This window comes from Gordonia jinhuaensis (assembly GCF_014639795.1).
Taxonomy (GTDB): Bacteria; Actinomycetota; Actinomycetes; order Mycobacteriales; family Mycobacteriaceae; genus Gordonia_B; species Gordonia_B jinhuaensis.
In genome coordinates this window covers 1-15,554 of record NZ_BMGC01000051.1, presented here as the reverse complement: position 1 = coordinate 15,554, position 15,554 = coordinate 1, and the positions used below count along the sequence as shown (strand labels likewise).

The 15,554-nt window shown below is 66.6% G+C and carries 14 protein-coding genes and 1 pseudogene; 2 read left to right on the top strand and 13 right to left on the bottom strand.

Annotated elements, in window-relative coordinates; translation table 11 throughout:
• Window positions 1–1,181, top strand: a pseudogene (locus tag IEW22_RS18630) (DUF222 domain-containing protein); the annotation flags it as partial.
• On the opposite strand, the gene IEW22_RS18625 reads toward IEW22_RS18630, so the two are convergent.
• The 10 genes from IEW22_RS18625 to IEW22_RS18580 all read right to left on the bottom strand — a co-directional run bounded on the left by IEW22_RS18625 (window position 1,175) and on the right by IEW22_RS18580 (window position 12,659).
• A complete protein-coding gene (locus IEW22_RS18625; protein WP_188588694.1) occupies window positions 1,175–1,789 on the bottom strand; it encodes a TetR/AcrR family transcriptional regulator in 615 nt (204 codons plus the stop codon). The pseudogene IEW22_RS18630 and the gene IEW22_RS18625 overlap by 7 nt on opposite strands.
• A complete protein-coding gene (locus IEW22_RS18620) occupies window positions 1,786–2,631 on the bottom strand; it encodes an enoyl-CoA hydratase family protein (RefSeq protein ID WP_188588692.1) in 846 nt (281 codons plus the stop codon). The genes IEW22_RS18625 and IEW22_RS18620 overlap by 4 nt, the downstream gene beginning before the upstream one ends.
• A gap of 35 nt (window positions 2,632–2,666) precedes the next feature.
• Window positions 2,667–3,875 carry an acyl-CoA dehydrogenase family protein gene (locus tag IEW22_RS18615; protein WP_188588690.1) on the bottom strand — a complete coding sequence of 403 codons (1,209 nt, stop codon included), beginning with the start codon at window positions 3,873–3,875 and terminating at the stop codon, window positions 2,667–2,669.
• Between the two features lie 3 nt (window positions 3,876–3,878).
• Window positions 3,879–5,945, bottom strand: coding sequence for an acetyl/propionyl/methylcrotonyl-CoA carboxylase subunit alpha (locus tag IEW22_RS18610; RefSeq protein ID WP_188588688.1), 2,067 nt, complete (start codon window positions 5,943–5,945; stop codon window positions 3,879–3,881).
• A gap of 5 nt (window positions 5,946–5,950) precedes the next feature.
• On the bottom strand, window positions 5,951–7,549 hold the full coding sequence (locus IEW22_RS18605; protein WP_188588686.1) for an acyl-CoA carboxylase subunit beta: 1,599 nt from the start codon (window positions 7,547–7,549) through the stop codon (window positions 5,951–5,953).
• Window positions 7,546–8,751, bottom strand: a complete 1,206-nt coding sequence (locus tag IEW22_RS18600) for an acyl-CoA dehydrogenase family protein (protein ID WP_188588683.1) — start codon at window positions 8,749–8,751, stop codon at window positions 7,546–7,548. The genes IEW22_RS18605 and IEW22_RS18600 overlap by 4 nt, the downstream gene beginning before the upstream one ends.
• A gap of 57 nt (window positions 8,752–8,808) precedes the next feature.
• The gene (locus tag IEW22_RS18595; RefSeq protein ID WP_188588681.1) at window positions 8,809–10,530 is read right to left on the bottom strand and encodes an acyclic terpene utilization AtuA family protein; all 1,722 of its coding nucleotides are present in this window, start codon (window positions 10,528–10,530) and stop codon (window positions 8,809–8,811) included.
• A complete protein-coding gene (locus IEW22_RS18590; RefSeq protein WP_188588680.1) occupies window positions 10,527–11,336 on the bottom strand; it encodes a TIGR03084 family metal-binding protein in 810 nt (269 codons plus the stop codon). Before IEW22_RS18590 ends, IEW22_RS18595 begins: the two co-directional genes overlap by 4 nt.
• A 98-nt stretch (window positions 11,337–11,434) precedes the next feature.
• On the bottom strand, window positions 11,435–12,361 hold the full coding sequence (locus IEW22_RS18585) for a PaaI family thioesterase (protein ID WP_188588679.1): 927 nt from the start codon (window positions 12,359–12,361) through the stop codon (window positions 11,435–11,437).
• A 31-nt stretch (window positions 12,362–12,392) separates the two neighbouring features.
• Window positions 12,393–12,659: a DUF2277 domain-containing protein gene (locus tag IEW22_RS18580; protein WP_188588678.1), complete on the bottom strand. Its 267-nt coding sequence runs from the start codon at window positions 12,657–12,659 to the stop codon at window positions 12,393–12,395.
• 138 nt (window positions 12,660–12,797) lie between these two features.
• Between IEW22_RS18580 and IEW22_RS18575 the strand changes: the two genes are divergently transcribed.
• Entirely contained in the window at window positions 12,798–13,304 is a 507-nt protein-coding gene (locus IEW22_RS18575; protein ID WP_188588677.1) for a MarR family winged helix-turn-helix transcriptional regulator, read from the top strand.
• Window positions 13,305–13,330: 26 nt separating this feature from the next.
• Here the strand turns inward: IEW22_RS18575 and mmsB are convergent, their stop codons facing one another.
• The 3 genes from mmsB to IEW22_RS18560 form a co-directional block, all read right to left on the bottom strand.
• Window positions 13,331–14,200 carry a 3-hydroxyisobutyrate dehydrogenase gene (gene mmsB / locus IEW22_RS18570; protein WP_188588676.1) on the bottom strand — a complete coding sequence of 290 codons (870 nt, stop codon included), beginning with the start codon at window positions 14,198–14,200 and terminating at the stop codon, window positions 13,331–13,333.
• The gene (locus IEW22_RS18565; RefSeq protein WP_268235500.1) at window positions 14,197–15,378 is read right to left on the bottom strand and encodes an acyl-CoA dehydrogenase family protein; all 1,182 of its coding nucleotides are present in this window, start codon (window positions 15,376–15,378) and stop codon (window positions 14,197–14,199) included. The genes mmsB and IEW22_RS18565 overlap by 4 nt, the downstream gene beginning before the upstream one ends.
• Window positions 15,375–15,554 (bottom strand): hypothetical protein (locus tag IEW22_RS18560; protein WP_229742891.1); only part of this gene is annotated, 180 nt, incomplete at its 5' end. The genes IEW22_RS18565 and IEW22_RS18560, both read right to left, overlap by 4 nt.

The following is a 15,554-nucleotide window of genomic DNA, read 5'->3' as shown; positions in this document are numbered from 1 at the left end:
CGAGAACTCGCGGCGCCGGATACGATTCCACTGCACCCGCGCCCAGCGGGCCAACATCCAGCAATTCCACTGCTGAGCAGTGCCCGGCTAACTTCGAAGAGCCCGAAAACGTGCGCATCGCGGCAGCCCGCATCGACGCGTTGGCGAGCAGTGTGTGCGAGTCCGATCCGCGGCGTGACGGGGCCCGCCGGTCGGATGCCGTCTTCGCCCTGCTGTCCGGCGAGTTGTTCGAGTGCCAGTGCGACCGTGGTGACGACTGTGACGCCACGATTCCCGCGCCGGCGATGGTGCAAGCCGCTGAAGCACAAGTGATCATCCACGTGATCACCGAAGCCGCGACACTGGACGAGCCGGAGCCGGAAGCGGGGTCGGAGGCTGCGGAACCTGTTGCGGCTGATTCGGAGTCGGCAGCCGAGCCCAGTTCTGCCAGGGGAGATTCGGCACCCACGAAGCCCGAACCCAAGCCCATATCCGAGTCCACGCCCAAATCTGAGCCCACGACCAAGCGGGCCTATTCTCCGCGTCACTCCGGCGTCGGGTTCATGGACGGTTACGGTGTGATCTCCGGTGACTACGTACGTGAGCTGGCCCAACGCGCCAGCGCGGTCATCAGGCCGATCAACCCCAAGGGCAAGGCCTTGCGTCCGCATCTGCCGTCAGACCCGTACCGGCCCAGCACGGCGATGAACTTGTTCATTCGTATCCGGGACGGCTACTGCACCGTGCCCGGCTGCGACAAACCCGCTTTCGCCGGGGATCTCGACCATGTGCACGAATACGACCACGACAACCCCGCAGCCGGTGGTCAGACCACCGCAGCAGGACTCGCGACCAAATGCCGGATGCACCACCAGATGAAAACCGACGGCGTGTTCCTCGACGATCAATACATCGACGCCAACGACAAAGCCCGACAGGTCTTCTACACCCCCAACGGTGCAACCATCCACGGCTACGCCGAATCCGGTGACGACCTCTTCCCCACGCTGCGGGACATCACCTTCACCAACCCCGAGCCACCGAAACACCCACCACCACAACCGAACACACCAGAATCACCCACCAGACGCCGACCACGCCTGGCAGACACACACGCCCGCCGCCGCCAAGAACGAGAACGCAACCGCAAAGCCCTCGAAGGCGAACACGCCGACCACGCGCACGACCCCCCGCCCTACTGAAACAATGCCGCGGCCATCTGCTGCGACCAGGTCTCCACCACCACCGCGCGACGCGCCGAGTCGTCGGAGAGGGTGTCGGCCAGGCCGAGTCCACGTGCGAGGTCCAGGGTGGCCTGCACGAGACGGAACGCGTTCTCATCGTCGGGATCGGCCCCGAGTGCGGCCATCGTCATCTGATGGGCGGCGCGGGCGAGTCGCAACTCGAGCGGACGGATGAGTTCTCGAAGCGCCGGATCCGATGCCGCCGCGGCCCACACCTGCAACGCAGCCTTGAACTCGGTTCCGGTGTAGATCTCCACCGCATACTCGACCACGCGATGGACACGTGCTGCCCCCTGTGCGGGGACGTCGAACGAATCGTTCACCCGGTCGGTGAGGTCGGTGAACAGTTGCTCGAGCGTCGCGGTGATCAGCGCCTCGCGCGTGGGGAAGTGATGCTGCGCCGCACCACGCGACACCCCGGCGCGCGCGGCGACAGCCGCGACGGTGGTCGCTGCCCAGCCTTCCTCGGCGAGCATCGACACCGTCGCCGCCAGCAGTGCGCGCCGCGTGTTCCGGCTGCGGTCCTGCTGCGGTACGCGATGTGTGCGGGCCTGCGCTGAGGTCACCGATCGCTGTCCCACGTCGGGGGGCGTTTCTGCAGAAATGCGGTCATCCCTTCCTTCGCCTCCGGCGACGAAAAGAGGCCTGAACCGAGTTCGACGAGCGCGGGAGCACGATCGAACCGTTCCAGGATAGGTGAGGTCACCAACGACTTGGAGGCCGCTAGCCCCTGCGGCGACCCCTTCCGCATAGCGGTCGCCACCGTCTGCACCACCTCGTCGAGCTGCTCGACACTGTCGGTGGCCGCGGTCACGAGCCCGATCTCGGCGGCCACCTGCGGCCCGAACACCTCACCGGTCAGGATGTACCGGTTGAGCGCGCGATTGGACACCTTCGGCACCAGCACCAGCGAGATGACCGACGGGGCGAGCGCCAGTCTCACCTCGGTGAGCGCGAAGGTGCACGTGGGGCCCGCCACCGCGACATCGCATGCGGCGATCAACCCCAGACCACCCGCGCGGGCGTGACCGTCGATGCGCGCGATCACCGGTTTGGGGAAATCGAGAATGGTCCGCATCAGCTCGACCATCCAGCCCGACGACATCGCCGACTTCTCCGCAAGCGTCATCTGCGCCCCGGCCCCGGCGGTGGCCTCGGCCAGATCCGCTCCCGCACAGAATGTGCCGCCGGTGTGCGTCAGCACCACAACGCGCGCTACGGAGTCGTCGGCAAGAGCCGCGAACGCCTCGAACAGCTGCGTGACCAGACGCGACGACAACGCATTGCGGTTCGCCGGTGAGTCCAGGACGATCGTGGCGATACCCCGCTCGACCGACCAGCGCACCACCTCCGGCTCATGCGACACTTGATCGGTCGATTGTGCTGTGGCCGAACCTGATTCACTCATCTCTTACCGCCTCACTCTCGTTCGCCGCGCAGATGTCAGTACGACTTGGGCAGGCCCAGCGAGGTCTGCGCCACGAAGTTGAGGATCATCTCCCGGCTCACCGGGGCCACCCGTGCGATACGCGCCAGACTCAGCAGCGGTGCCACACCGTACTCCGACGTCAGCCCGGCACCGCCCATCGTGTGCACGGCCTGGTCGACGGCCTTCACACAGGCTTCGGCTGCGGCGTACTTGGCCATATTCGCCGGCTCCGCAGCACCCCAGTCGTCGCCGCTGTCGTAGAGCGTCGCCGCCTTCTGCATCATCAGCTTGGCCATCTCGAGTTCGACCTTCGCCTGCGCCAACGGATGCGCGATCGCCTGATGCATGCCGATGGGACCCTTCCACACCGTGCGCTCCTTGGCATACGACACCGCCTTGTCGAGCGCGAAACGCCCCATGCCCACCGCCGAGGCGGCCGCCATGATCCGCTCCGGGTTCAGCCCCGCGAACAGCTGACCGAATGCGGAGTCGGCGTCACCGACGAGCGCCTCCGACGGCAACCGCACGTCGTCGAGGTAGACCAGGAACTGCTTCTCCGGGTTGATCAGTTCCATCTCGATCGGTGTGTACTCGAAATTCGGCGCGTCGGTGGGCACGATGAACAGCGCCGGACGCAGCTTCCCGGTGCGCGCATCCTCGAACCGTCCCACGATCAGGACCGCATCGGCCTGATCGACCCCGGAGATGTAGATCTTGCGGCCGTTGAGAATCCAGTCGTCGCCGTCGCGGCGGGCCGTGGTGGTGATGTTGTGCGAGTTCGATCCGGCGTCGGGTTCGGTGATACCGAACGCCATGGTGATCTCACCACTGGCCAGGCCCGGCAGCCACGTCTGCCGCTGCACGTCGGTACCGAACCGGGCAATGATGTTGCCGCAGATCGCCGGCGACACCACCAGCATCAACAGACCCGACCCCGATGCCGCGAGCTCCTCCATCACGATCGACAGCTCATACATCCCGGCGCCACCGCCGCCGTACTCCTCGGGAAGGTTCACCCCGATGAAGCCCAGCTTCCCGGCCTCAGACCACAACTCGTCGGTCTTACGTCCCTCGCGGGCGCATGCCAGGAAATACTCCTGCCCGTAACGCGCCGACATCGCCGCCACCGACGCACGTAGCGCGGCGCGTTCGGGCGTCTCGACATAGGGATTGTCCTGCGCGCGCGTCGAATCCGCCGACGCCGCCGAATCGGTTGCCGTCATCACTCAGTCCTCCTTCGACCCGGTGCCCGCGGCACCGGGATCGTCGCTGATCACCACGAGCACGTCGCCGGGTGACAGTTGTTGTCCCTGGCGAACAGCGACCTCGGTCACCACACCATCGGCGGTGGCGGTGATGGTGTGCTCCATCTTCATCGCCTCGATCGCCATCAGCGGCGCACCCGCACGCACCTGATCGCCCACCGCCACCGCCACGCGGATCACCACACCCGGCATCGGCGCGACCAGCGAACCAGCCGGCATCGACGCACTCGGATCCACAAATCTCGGGGGACGGATCAGCGCGATCGACCCCTGCGGGGAATCGACGTAGTACGCCTCACCGCGATAGGTGCTGACCTCGTACCGCGTTGCCACACCGTCGGATTCGATGATCACCAGATCATCAGCCACCGAGACAACAGTCAGATCGTCGTCGGGCAGCTCCACCGACCCGTCGCGAGTGAATCGATAGCGAACTTCGTATTCTTGTGCACCAGAATTGTTTTCGACGAATCTCTTCGATTGATACCCCGACGGGAGGTTGCGCCAGCCCGAGGGTATTCCTCGCTGGACCTTCGCCTGGCCCCGACCGCGATGTGCTGCCGCGAGCGCTGCCGCCACCACCGACGCCCGCCGGTACTCCCCCGCCAGCACGGGAGCCGACAACTCGTCGAGTCCCACCTCGTCGATGAAGGCCGTCGTGGTTTGTCCGTCGACGAAAAGTCTGTGCCGCACCGTGTTGATCAGCATGTCGCGATTGGTCACCGGTCCGTGCAACCGCATGGACTGCAACGCCGCAGCGAGGATGGCCGCCGACGCCCGGCGATCAGGAGCCCACGAGATGATCTTGGCGAGCATCGGATCGTAGAAGGTGGAGACCTCGGTACCGTCCTCGATCGCACCGTCGACTCGGATACCCGGATCAGTACGTCGATGGAACAGTGCGATCGGCGCGTCGGCGCGCGCCGCAGGCACCCGCACATGATGAACGGTGCCGAACTGCGGCGAGAAGTCGTTCGCCGGGTCCTCGGCGTACAGACGCACCTCGATCGAGGACCCGCCGGCCGGTTCCGGCAGCGCGACCAGCTCTTCGCCACGGGCGATGCGCAGCTGCCACTGGACCAGGTCCACACCCGAAACCGCCTCGGTGACCGGATGTTCCACCTGCAGACGGGTGTTCATCTCCAAAAAGAAGAACCGCCCGTTGTCGTCGGCGAGGAACTCCACCGTTCCCGCACCGCGGTAGTCGATCGCCGAGGCCGCGGCGCGCGCGGCCGCGAACAGCCGTTCACGCATATCCCCGCCGAGGCGTTCCACCAGCGGCGAGGGCGCCTCCTCCACCACCTTCTGATGGCGGCGCTGAATCGAGCACTCCCGTTCACCGACCGCCGCGACGCTACCGTGGGCGTCGGCGAGGATCTGCACCTCGATGTGATGACCACGCGCGACATACGGCTCGATGAACACCGTCGGATCACCGAATGCCGACTGTGCCTCGTGGCGAGCGGATTCGAGCTGCCCGGACAGCTCATCGAGGGTCTCGACGATACGCATGCCGCGACCACCGCCGCCCGAGGACGCCTTGATCAGCAGCGGCAGATCGGCCTCGGTCACCGACTCCGGGTCGACGTCGGTGAGCACCGGGACACCCGCGGCCGCCATCACGGCCTTCGCATTGACCTTGGCACCCATCTCCCGGATCGCCTTGGGCGACGGGCCGATCCACACCAGCCCCGCATCGATCACCTTCTCGGCGAAGGAGGCGTTCTCCGAGAGGAATCCGTACCCGGGATGGATCGCATCGGCACCCGCCCGGCGCGCGGCCGAGATGATCGCCTCGGCATCGAGGTAGGTGTCGGTGGCAGTCTCACCGGCGAGCCGCACCGCGGCGTCGGCCTCACCGACGAACGGCGCTGAGGCATCGGGATCGGAATACACCGCGACGGTGGACAGGCCGAGTTCTCGCGCGGCAGCGAATACGCGTCGGGCGATCTCGCCGCGGTTGGCCACGAGGACCCGACTGAAGTCGGTGACCACAGGGGTTTCTGAGGAGAGTTCTTGTGTTGTCATCACACTCACATCCGGAAGACGCCGAAGTCGGTGGTGCCTTCCACCGGGGCATTGTGGATCGCCGACAGGCACAATCCGAGAATCGTTCGGGTGTCACGAGGGTCGATCACGCCGTCGTCGTAGAGCATCCCGGACAGGAATGCCGGCACCGACTGCTCCTCGATCTGGTTCTCGATCGCCGCACGCATGGCCGCGTCGGCATCGGGGTCGACGGCCGAACCGCGGGCCTGCGCCGCCGCATTCGACACCATCGAGATCACCCCGGCGAGCTGCGCGGCACCCATCACCGCCGACTTCGCACTGGGCCAGGCGAACAGGAAGCGCGGGTCGTAGGCGCGCCCGCACATGCCGTAGTGACCGGCGCCGTAACTGGCGCCGAGGAGGATGGAGATGTGCGGCACGGTCGAGTTGGACACCGCGTTGATCATCATCGCACCGTGTTTGATGATGCCGTTCTGCTCGTACTCCTTGCCCACCATGTAGCCGGTGGTGTTGTGCAGGAACAACAGTGGGGTGTTCGACCGATTGGCCAACTGGATGAACTGAGTGGCCTTCTGCGCCTCGGCACTGAACAGCACACCCTGGGCGTTGGCGAGGATACCGATCGGGTATCCGTTGATCCGCGCCCAGCCGGTGCACAGCGACGTGCCGTATTCGGGTTTGAACTCGTCGAAGTCGCTGTCGTCGACCACCCGCGCGATCACCTCACGCGGGTCGAAGGGGATCTTCAGATCACCGGGCACGATCCCGAGCAGCTCGTCGGGATCGAAACGCGGCGGCGTCGGCTCGGCGACCGGGTCGGGACCGGCCTTACGCCAGTTGAGGCGCGACACGATACGACGGCCGAGCCGGATCGCGTCGGGTTCGTCCTTGGCGTAGTAGTCGGCAAGACCCGACTGGCGTGCGTGCATCGCCGCGCCGCCGAGTGATTCGTCGTCGGACTCCTCCCCGGTGGCCATCTTGACCAGCGGCGGTCCGCCGAGGAACACCTTGGACTGGTTCTCGATCATCACCACGTGATCGCTCATACCCGGTACGTAGGCTCCCCCGGCGGTGGAGTTGCCGAAGACCCGGGCGATCGTCGGGATGCCGGCGGCCGACAGCCGGGTGAGGTCGCGGAACATCCGTCCGCCCGGGATGAAGACCTCCTTCTGGGTGGGCAGATCCGCGCCGCCGGATTCCACCATGCCGATCACCGGCAGCCGGTTCTGCAGCGCGATGTCGTTGGCGCGCAGCGTCTTGCGCAGTGTCCACGGATTGGAGGTACCACCACGGACGGTGGGGTCGTTGGCCACGATCATGCATTCGACGCCCTCGACCACGCCGATCCCGGTGACCACCGACGCGCCCACCTGGAAGTCGGAGCCGTAGCCGGCCAGCGGGCACAGCTCCAGGAATGCCGAATCTTCGTCGATGAGCAACTCGATGCGCTCGCGGGCGAGCAACTTGCCCCGACGACGATGCCGCTCGATCTTCTTCTCGCCGCCACCGGCGAGTGCGCCGGCGAGCTCCTCGTCGAGATCGGCGAGTTTGCTGATCATCGTCTCCTGCGCCGCGCGGTACTCGGCGGACTCGCGGTCGATGACCGAACGCAGTGTGGTCACTGGTGATACCCCAATCGTCGTGCTGCCAGACCTGTGAGGATCTCGGTGGTCCCACCGCCGATACCCAGAATCCGCATGTCGCGGTACTGCCGCTCGACCTCGGTGCCCTGCATGTAGCCCATCCCGCCGAACAGCTGAACCGCCTTGTCCACCACCCACTCGCCGGTGGCCACCGCGGTGTTCTTGGCGAAGCACACCTGCGGGATGAGGTCGCGCTCGCCGGCGACGTAGCGGTCGATGAACGCCCGGGTGTAGACCCGGGCGACGTCGATGCGTTGCGCCATCTCGGTGAGGGTGTCCTGCACGGATTGGCGGCTGATCAGTGGTTTGCCGAAGGTCTCGCGCTCGCGTGCCCAGGCGAGTGCCAGGTCGAGGCTGCGCTGCGCACTCGCATAGGCCTGCACCGCCAGCGACACCCGCTCGGTCACGAACGCCCCGCCGATCATCGCGAAGCCGGCGTTCTCCGGGCCGACCAGATTCGACACGGGGACAACCACATCGGTGAAGGACAGTTCGGCGGTGTCCGACGCGCGCCAGCCCATCTTCTCGAGTTTCCTGGTGACCGCGAAACCCGGTGTCGGACGGCCATCGGTGTGCTTGTCGATCACCAGCAACGACACACCCGATGCGCCGGGGCCACCGGTACGGACTGCGGCGACGACGAAATCCGCGCGCACGGCGGAGGTGATGTAGGTCTTGGAGCCATTGACGATGAAGTTGTCGCCGTCGCGCACGGCGCGGGTACGTAGATGACCGACATCGCTGCCGCCGCCGGGTTCGGTGATCGCCAGGCTGCCGATCAGCTCCCCGGCCAGGGTCGGAGTGGCCCAGCGCTCGATCTGTGCCGGGTCGCCCGCAGCGACCATATGCGGCAGGGCGATCCCGTGGGTGAACAGGCTGGCCCACACACCCGCGGCGCCGCCGGCGTTGTGGAACTCCTCGCATGAGATGCTCATGTCCACCAGATCGCCGCCGGAGCCGCCGATCGACTCGTCGAAGCCCAGGCCCATCAGTCCGAGTTCGGCTGCGCGGCGGTGCAGTTCGCGGGGAATTTCCCCCGCGCGCTCCCACTCGTCCTGGAACGGCAGTACGTCGGTCTCGACGAACCGGCGCATGAGGGCACGCAGGTCACGTCGTTCGTCACTGTCCCAACCGCCGGTCGACGGTGACTGTGCGGTGGGATGGGGTGCTGTTGCTGTCATCGGGGTGAACTGAGCCTTTCGGTATCGACCGCACATACGGTCGGAGGCGGTAACGAGTCAGCGGAGGTCGTCGACGAAACTTTGCGGAATCTCGACCACGCGAGAGCGCAGCCACTCCCCCAGCCCCTTGGCCTGCGGATCGAAGCGCACGTTGTCGGCCACACCGCGACCCAGCAATCCGTCGATCACGAAGTTGAGGGCGTACAGATTCGGCAGCCGGTGGCGGTGGATCTCCAGATCGGCGGCCTCGGGCAACAGCTTGCGCAGCAGCGCGGTGTCGAGGTAGGCGTCGAGCCAGGCGAACTCCTGCGCCGATCGCACCCACACGCCGACATTGGCGCCACCGCCCTTGTCGCCGCTGCGTGCACCGGCGATCCGCCCGAGCGGCGCCGACACGGTGGGTCCGAACTCGACCGGGCCCGCTGAACTGTCGTGCGCGGGCAACGGCGGCAGCACATCGGTGCGCATCGGACTCGGCGGTATCTCCTCGACACTGCCGTCGGAGTGGTTCACCCGATGGGTCACCGCCTCGGCGTCGACGTAGCCGGCCTCGTAGATCCCGTAGGGGCTGGCCGCGGTGGGTGGGGTCGTGGCGGCGAATCCCGGATAGCTCGCCAGCGCCAACCCGACCACCGCCGAGGACAATTCGCGTCCCACCCGCGTGGGGTCGGTGTCGCGGGCGACGCAGCGCAAGACCGCGCTGGCGGCCTCCTCGGTGTCGGCATCGGGGTGATCGATGCGCGCAAGCGTGAACGTCAGCTCGGCGGGCGGGTTCTCGAGCGCGGACTGGAGTTGCCCGGCGACCAGTTGCGCCTTCGCCTCGATGTCGAGTCCGGTGAGAATCAGATCCATCTCGTTGCGGAAGCCGGCGAGCCTGTTCAGCGACACCTTGAGGTTCCTCGGCGGCGCCTCGCCGCGGACTCCACTCACCGCGACCCGATCGGTGCCGTCCTGGACGAGGTGCACGGAGTCCATTCGCGCGGTCACATCGGGATTGAGGTATCGGGGACCGGTGATCTCGTAGAGCAGCTGTGCGGTGACCGTGCCGACGGTGACACCGCCACCGGTGTCGGCATGTTTGGTGATGACCGACGAACCGTCTGCTGCCACCTCGGCGATGGGGAAACCGAGCGGACGGCTCATATCCAGTTCTGTGAAGAAGGCATAGTTGCCTCCCGTCGCCTGTGCGCCGCATTCGATGATGTGGCCGGCGACGACCGCACCGGCGAGGGCATCGAGATCTTCTGGCCCCCAACCGAAATACGACGCCGCGGGACCAACGGTCAGCGAGGCGTCGGTGACGCGGCCGGTGACCACCACATCGGCACCGGCGTCGAGGGCGGCCTTGATCCCGAATGCGCCGAGATAGGCGTTGGCGCTGACAGGATTGTCGAAGCCGAACTCGTCGGCACGTTCGATCAGGTTGTCGCCGTCGATGTAGGAGATGGCGACGTCGACGTCGAGCGAGGCCGCGAGGTCGGTCAGCCGGGCGGCCAGACCGGCGGGGTTCAGTCCGCCGGCATTGGTGACGATCTTGACGCCGCGCTCGACCGCCAGCCCCAGACACTCCTGCATCTGGCGCAGGAAAGTCTTGGCATATCCGGCCTCGGGGTCCTTGAGTCGGTCGCGCCCGAGGATCAGCATCGTCAGCTCGGCGAGGTAATCGCCGGTGAGATAATCCAGTTCACCTCCGGTGAGCATCTCACGTACCGCCGAGAACCGGTCGCCGTAGAAGCCCGATGCGTTGCCGATCCGCACTCGATCGATGTCGCCGGTCATCGGGTCACCCCCATTGTGTCCGGTGCGCTGGGTTGACGGCCCGATCCCGGAGGTCCGGCGAAACACTGGGCGATCTGCGACCATTCGGCAGCGTCGTCGCCGACGAATTCCAGATCGAGATCCTCGGGATGACGCCGCTGGGTCACCAGCAGGCAGAAATCGAGCGCCGACCCGATCACACGTTGATCGGCGTCGGCGGGTCCCCAGGTCCAGATCTGCCCGGAGGGGGCGCTCAGCTGGTAGCCGAATGGTGTTGCCGGAGCGGTCTTTCCGTTCACCAGGTAGGCGTAGTCACGGGTCCGGACCCCGATGTGAGCGACGTTGCGGATCCGGTCGGTGGGCTCGATCGTGACTCCGAGGGCATCGGCGACATCGAGTCCGTGCGCCCAGGTCTCCATGAGCCGGGCGGTGGCCATGCTGGCCGCCGACATCGGCGGCCCGAACCACGGGATCTTCACCCCGTCGGGCACCTCACCGAGTCGGCGCGCCAGTTCCGCTCGCCCGGCGCGCCAGCGGGTGAGCAGTTCTGCCTGATCGAGATCGGCCCACTGCTGCGCGCCCGCGTCCACCGCCCCGGTGGGGTCGGCGGCGGCCTGCGCCAGGATGGACTGCCACTGCGCTCCGTCGGCCACCGCGGCGGTCGCCACCTCATCGGTCCACGCGAGGTGCCCGATCTGATGGGCGATGGTCCACCCCGCTGCTGGCGTCGCCCGGTGCCACTGGTCGTTGTCGAGGTCGGCGACCAGCGCATCAAGGGACTCCCCCTCGGCGATGAGGTCGTCGACGAATGTGTTCGTCGATGCCATGAGATGAGGGTCACACTCAGCTCAGAAAAAAGCAAGCACGAATGATTGTTTTGTGAGGCGACACAAATCGGACGCCGGCAGGTCACCGGATGCGGGGACTAACCGAAGTGCGCATCCCCTGTCGCGCGCGCGAGCAGCTTCCCGTCCGGACCGGTCATCGACGCGGTGTAGGTCCCGATCCGCCTGCCCACCCGGTCGGGTTCGACGATCACGTCGAGGACTTCCCCGTCGACGGGTGGTGAGCGGAAGAAGTTGGCGGTCATGTCGACGAGGCGATGCAGCTGACCCGGCGCGGTGCCGGTCTGCGCGCCGATCGACAGCGCGTGGCCCAGGATGGTGGCGATGACCCCGCCGTGCATGGTGCCCATGTAGTTGCCCATCCACGCCGACGTGGTGATCGCGATGTGCAGGCCCGCGACCGCTGCGAGTTCACCGTCCTCGGGCGTGATGTCGGCCGACAGCAGGTCGGCCAGCGGGCCGCGATCGATCGCGCCGGACGCCAACCCGGCGACGATCTGCCGACCACTGAGCCCCGGGTCGATGGGGTCGGGTGTCGGCGATTGACCGGCAGCCGGAACAGGTTTCGCGCCGTAGCCGGACTCCGGCGTCGCCTGCGCATGCCTGCCCACCCGCACACTGCGGGCCGAACCCAGCGCCACCACCCCGCCGCCTGCCGAGGTGACCTCCACGACCTCGAGCCCCGCCTCGATCCCGAAGTCGTCGGAGTTGAGCAGGGTGGACGTCGCGGTGAGCAGATCGCCGGTCACGAGCTCGCCCACCACCGAGATGCCCAGCCGGGCCTGCACGGTGGGCCCGGTCGGTGGTGCGACCGCGAAGGGAATGCCACACACCTCGTCGACCAGTACGCCGAGTGCGGCCAGACCCACACGCCCGTGGTGATCGCCGAGGCGGGCGGCGTCCAGGCGCTGCTCGATATGTGCCTGCGGCGTGGCGAACACGGTGTTGCCGACCCCGAAGGCCGCCATCGGGTCGGTCACGTCTCCCATCAAATTCTGCGAACTCACCGTGCGTTCATATCATCGCGATCGCCGTCGTTCACCCCAGGCCCAGGCGGGCACGGACCTCTGGTCGACGCAGCGGCGGAACCGTCTTGGGCGGTTGCCGCCGTTCGGGCAAGGCCGCGAGCAGCCGACGAGTCGAGTCGGTGACCTCGGCGACCGCGGCCTCGAAGGCCGCGCGGTTGGCCTCACTCGGATGCGTCACCCCGCTGACCTTGCGAACGTACTGTCGCGCTGCCGCTTCGATCTCGTCGCCGGTGGCCGGGGGCTGGAGTCCTCGCAATTCGGTGATGTTGCGACACATGATCGAGCCTTTCGCTGATTTTGCCGAGCCGGTCGAGTGCCCTCCAGCGTCCCCTCCCCCACAGCATCGGTCAACGCCGCGCGTGAACTCACCGGCGCATGCCTGTCCCTGCCCGAATGTCCCTGCTTGAATGTCCTCATGACCTCGTCCCGGAGCGCGTCCGTCGATCCGATCGCGCTGGCCAAGGAGAACTGGATACGGCACGGGTGGTCCGATGCCGCCGACGGCATGGTCGCGGTGACGTCGGTGATGCGGGCACACCAGATCCTCCTCGCCCGGGTCGAAAACGCACTGCGGCCCTACGATCTGAGCTTCTCGCGGTTCGAACTGCTTCGGCTGCTTGCCTTCTCGAAGACCGGCGCGTTACCCATCACCAAGGCCTCGGATCGGCTGCAGGACCACGTCACCAGCGTCACGCACGCGATCCGTCGGCTCGAGTCGGCCGGACTGGTCGAACGAACACCGCATCCCAGTGACGGCCGCACGACCCTGGTGGTGCTCACCGATGTGGGTCGTTCGACGGTCGAGGAGGCCACCGAGACTCTCAACACCACCGTCTTCGGTGACATCGGCATGGACGGCGAGGAGATCGACCGACTCACCGACTCCATCAACTCGCTGCGTCATCACAACGGCGACTTCTGAGGCGGGTGCCTGCGCGACCCGGGCACTCAACTCCGACGCAGCATCTCGATGACCGCACTGAAGTCGGAGTCGGCATGCTCGGTGGCGAACTTCGCATAGATCTCGGCAGCATGAGATCCCAGGGGCGCCTGCGATCCGGTGGCCGCCACCGCATCCATCGCCAGACCGAGGTCCTTGTTCATCAACGCGGTGGCGAATCCCGGACGGAAGTCGTTGTTGGCCGGCGACGTCGGAACAGGCCCGGGCACAGGACAGTTGGCCGATACTGCCCAGCAGTTGCCGGTGGCGCCGGTGATCACGTCGAACAGCGACTGCGCCGACAGACCCAGTTGCTCGGCGAGGAGGAAGGCCTCACCGACCGCAATCTGCTGCGTGGCGAGCACCATGTTGTTGCACACCTTGGCCGCCTGACCGTTGCCCGCACCGCCGCAGTGGACGATCTTGCCGGCCATCGGCTCGAGCACCGGGCGGGCGAGATCGACTGCGGCATCGGTTCCACCAACCATGAACGCCAATGTGGCGGCCACCGCGCCCTTGACGCCACCAGAGACCGGGGCGTCGATCTGCGGGGAGCCGGCATCCTCGGCCAGTGCGTTGGCCTCGCGAACGTCCTCGACAGAGATGGTCGAGGAGTCGATCAACAGAGTCCCCGGCGCCGCCGCCGCGAGGATCTGGTCATAGCAGTCTTTCACCGCAGAACCGTTGGGCAGCATGGTGATCACCACGTCGGCATCGGCAGCAGCGTCAGCAACCGAGTCGGCGATCTGCACCCCACTGCTCGCCGCGCGGGCAGCCGCCTCGGGCACCGGGTCGTATCCGGTCACCGTGAAGCCGGCCTTCACCAGGTTCGCCGCCATCGGTCCACCCATGTTCCCCAGTCCCAGAAACGCGATCATCGCGCCACGTCCTTCCTTGCTCGTGCCGCCTCCGCGCGGCCGATCACGACCTTCATGATCTCGTTCGTCCCTTCGAGGATCCGGTGAACACGGAGGTCGCGCACCACCTTCTCTACCCCGAATTCGGTGAGATAGCCGTATCCGCCCTGTAATTGGAGTGCCCGGTCGGCAACGGAATAGCACCGCTCGGTGACGAACAATTTGGCCATCGCACACCGCGAGACCTTGTCGGGATGGTCGGAGTCGAGGGCACGTGCAGCCTCCTCCAGCATCAGCCGCGAGGCGATGAGATCCGTGGCCATCTCGGCGAGCGTGAAGCGGATGGTCGGCTCGTCGACCAGTGCGATTCCGAACGCCTCCCGCTCGGTGACGTGGGCGAGCGACTTCTCATAGGCCCACCGCGCCGCGCCCAGTGAACAGGCGGCGATGTTGATGCGCCCACCGTTGAGTCCGTTCATCGCATAGCCGAATCCTTCTCCCGCACCGTCGGTTCCGCCGATCATCGCGGTAGCGGGCACGCGCACGCCATCGAGGATCACCGCAGCGGTGGGCTGGGCATGCCAGCCCATCTTCTTCTCCTGCGCACCGAACGACAGACCGGGTGTGTCCGCCTCGACGATGAATGTCGAGACGCCCTTCGGACCGGATTCGCCGGTGCGTGCCATCACCACGTACACATCGGAGCGCCCGCCGCCGGAGATGAATTGTTTGACCCCGTCGATCACGTAGTCGTCACCGTCGCGGGTCGCTCGTGTGGACAACGCTGCGGCGTCAGAACCCGCACCCGGCTCGGTGAGGCAGTAGCTGGCGATCGCCTCCATGCTCGACAGACGCGGAATCCATTCTTTGCGTTGCTCACCGGTGCCGTAGCTGTCGATCATCCACGCACACATGTTGTGGATCGACAGGAACGCCGCGACCGCCGGATCGGCCGCGGCCAGTTCGGTGAACACCCACACGGCATCGAGCCGGGTCAGTCCGCTGCCGCCGACATCCTCGCCGCAGTACATCGCCCCCATCCCCAGCGCCGCCGCCTCACGCAGCTCCTGGACCGGAAAGTGTTCGTCGGCATCCCATGTCAGCGCGCGGGGGGCCAGCCGCCGAGCGGCGAAGTCGGCGACCATCTCGACCAGCGCCCGCTCGTCATCGGTGAGCCCGTCGCGATCGGTGACGGTCACTGCATCGTGGGGATCGTGAACTCGGCGCCGTCCTTGATCCCTGACGGCCACCGTGAGGTGACGGTCTTGACCTTAGCCTCGATCCACCGATCGGCTTTTGAGGTGTGATGAAAGGTGTTGAGCACGTTTAGGCCGGTGATGGGCATGAGTATGTCGCCGATCTCTGATGTCGGCTT

Excerpts from the sequence above, each read along its gene's own strand:
- IEW22_RS18620 (WP_188588692.1), bottom strand. The coding sequence starts at position 2,631 with ATGAGTGAATCAGGTTCGGCCACAGCACAATCGACCGATCAAGTGTCG.
- IEW22_RS18615 (WP_188588690.1), bottom strand. The coding sequence starts at position 3,875 with ATGACGGCAACCGATTCGGCGGCGTCGGCGGATTCGACGCGCGCGCAG.
- IEW22_RS18610 (WP_188588688.1), bottom strand. The coding sequence starts at position 5,945 with ATGACAACACAAGAACTCTCCTCAGAAACCCCTGTGGTCACCGACTTC.
- IEW22_RS18600 (WP_188588683.1), bottom strand. The coding sequence starts at position 8,751 with ATGACAGCAACAGCACCCCATCCCACCGCACAGTCACCGTCGACCGGC.
- IEW22_RS18595 (WP_188588681.1), bottom strand. The coding sequence starts at position 10,530 with ATGACCGGCGACATCGATCGAGTGCGGATCGGCAACGCATCGGGCTTC.
- IEW22_RS18590 (WP_188588680.1), bottom strand. The coding sequence starts at position 11,336 with ATGGCATCGACGAACACATTCGTCGACGACCTCATCGCCGAGGGGGAG.
- IEW22_RS18580 (WP_188588678.1), bottom strand. The coding sequence starts at position 12,659 with ATGTGTCGCAACATCACCGAATTGCGAGGACTCCAGCCCCCGGCCACC.
- IEW22_RS18575 (WP_188588677.1), top strand. The coding sequence starts at position 12,798 with ATGACCTCGTCCCGGAGCGCGTCCGTCGATCCGATCGCGCTGGCCAAG.
- mmsB (WP_188588676.1), bottom strand. The coding sequence starts at position 14,200 with ATGATCGCGTTTCTGGGACTGGGGAACATGGGTGGACCGATGGCGGCG.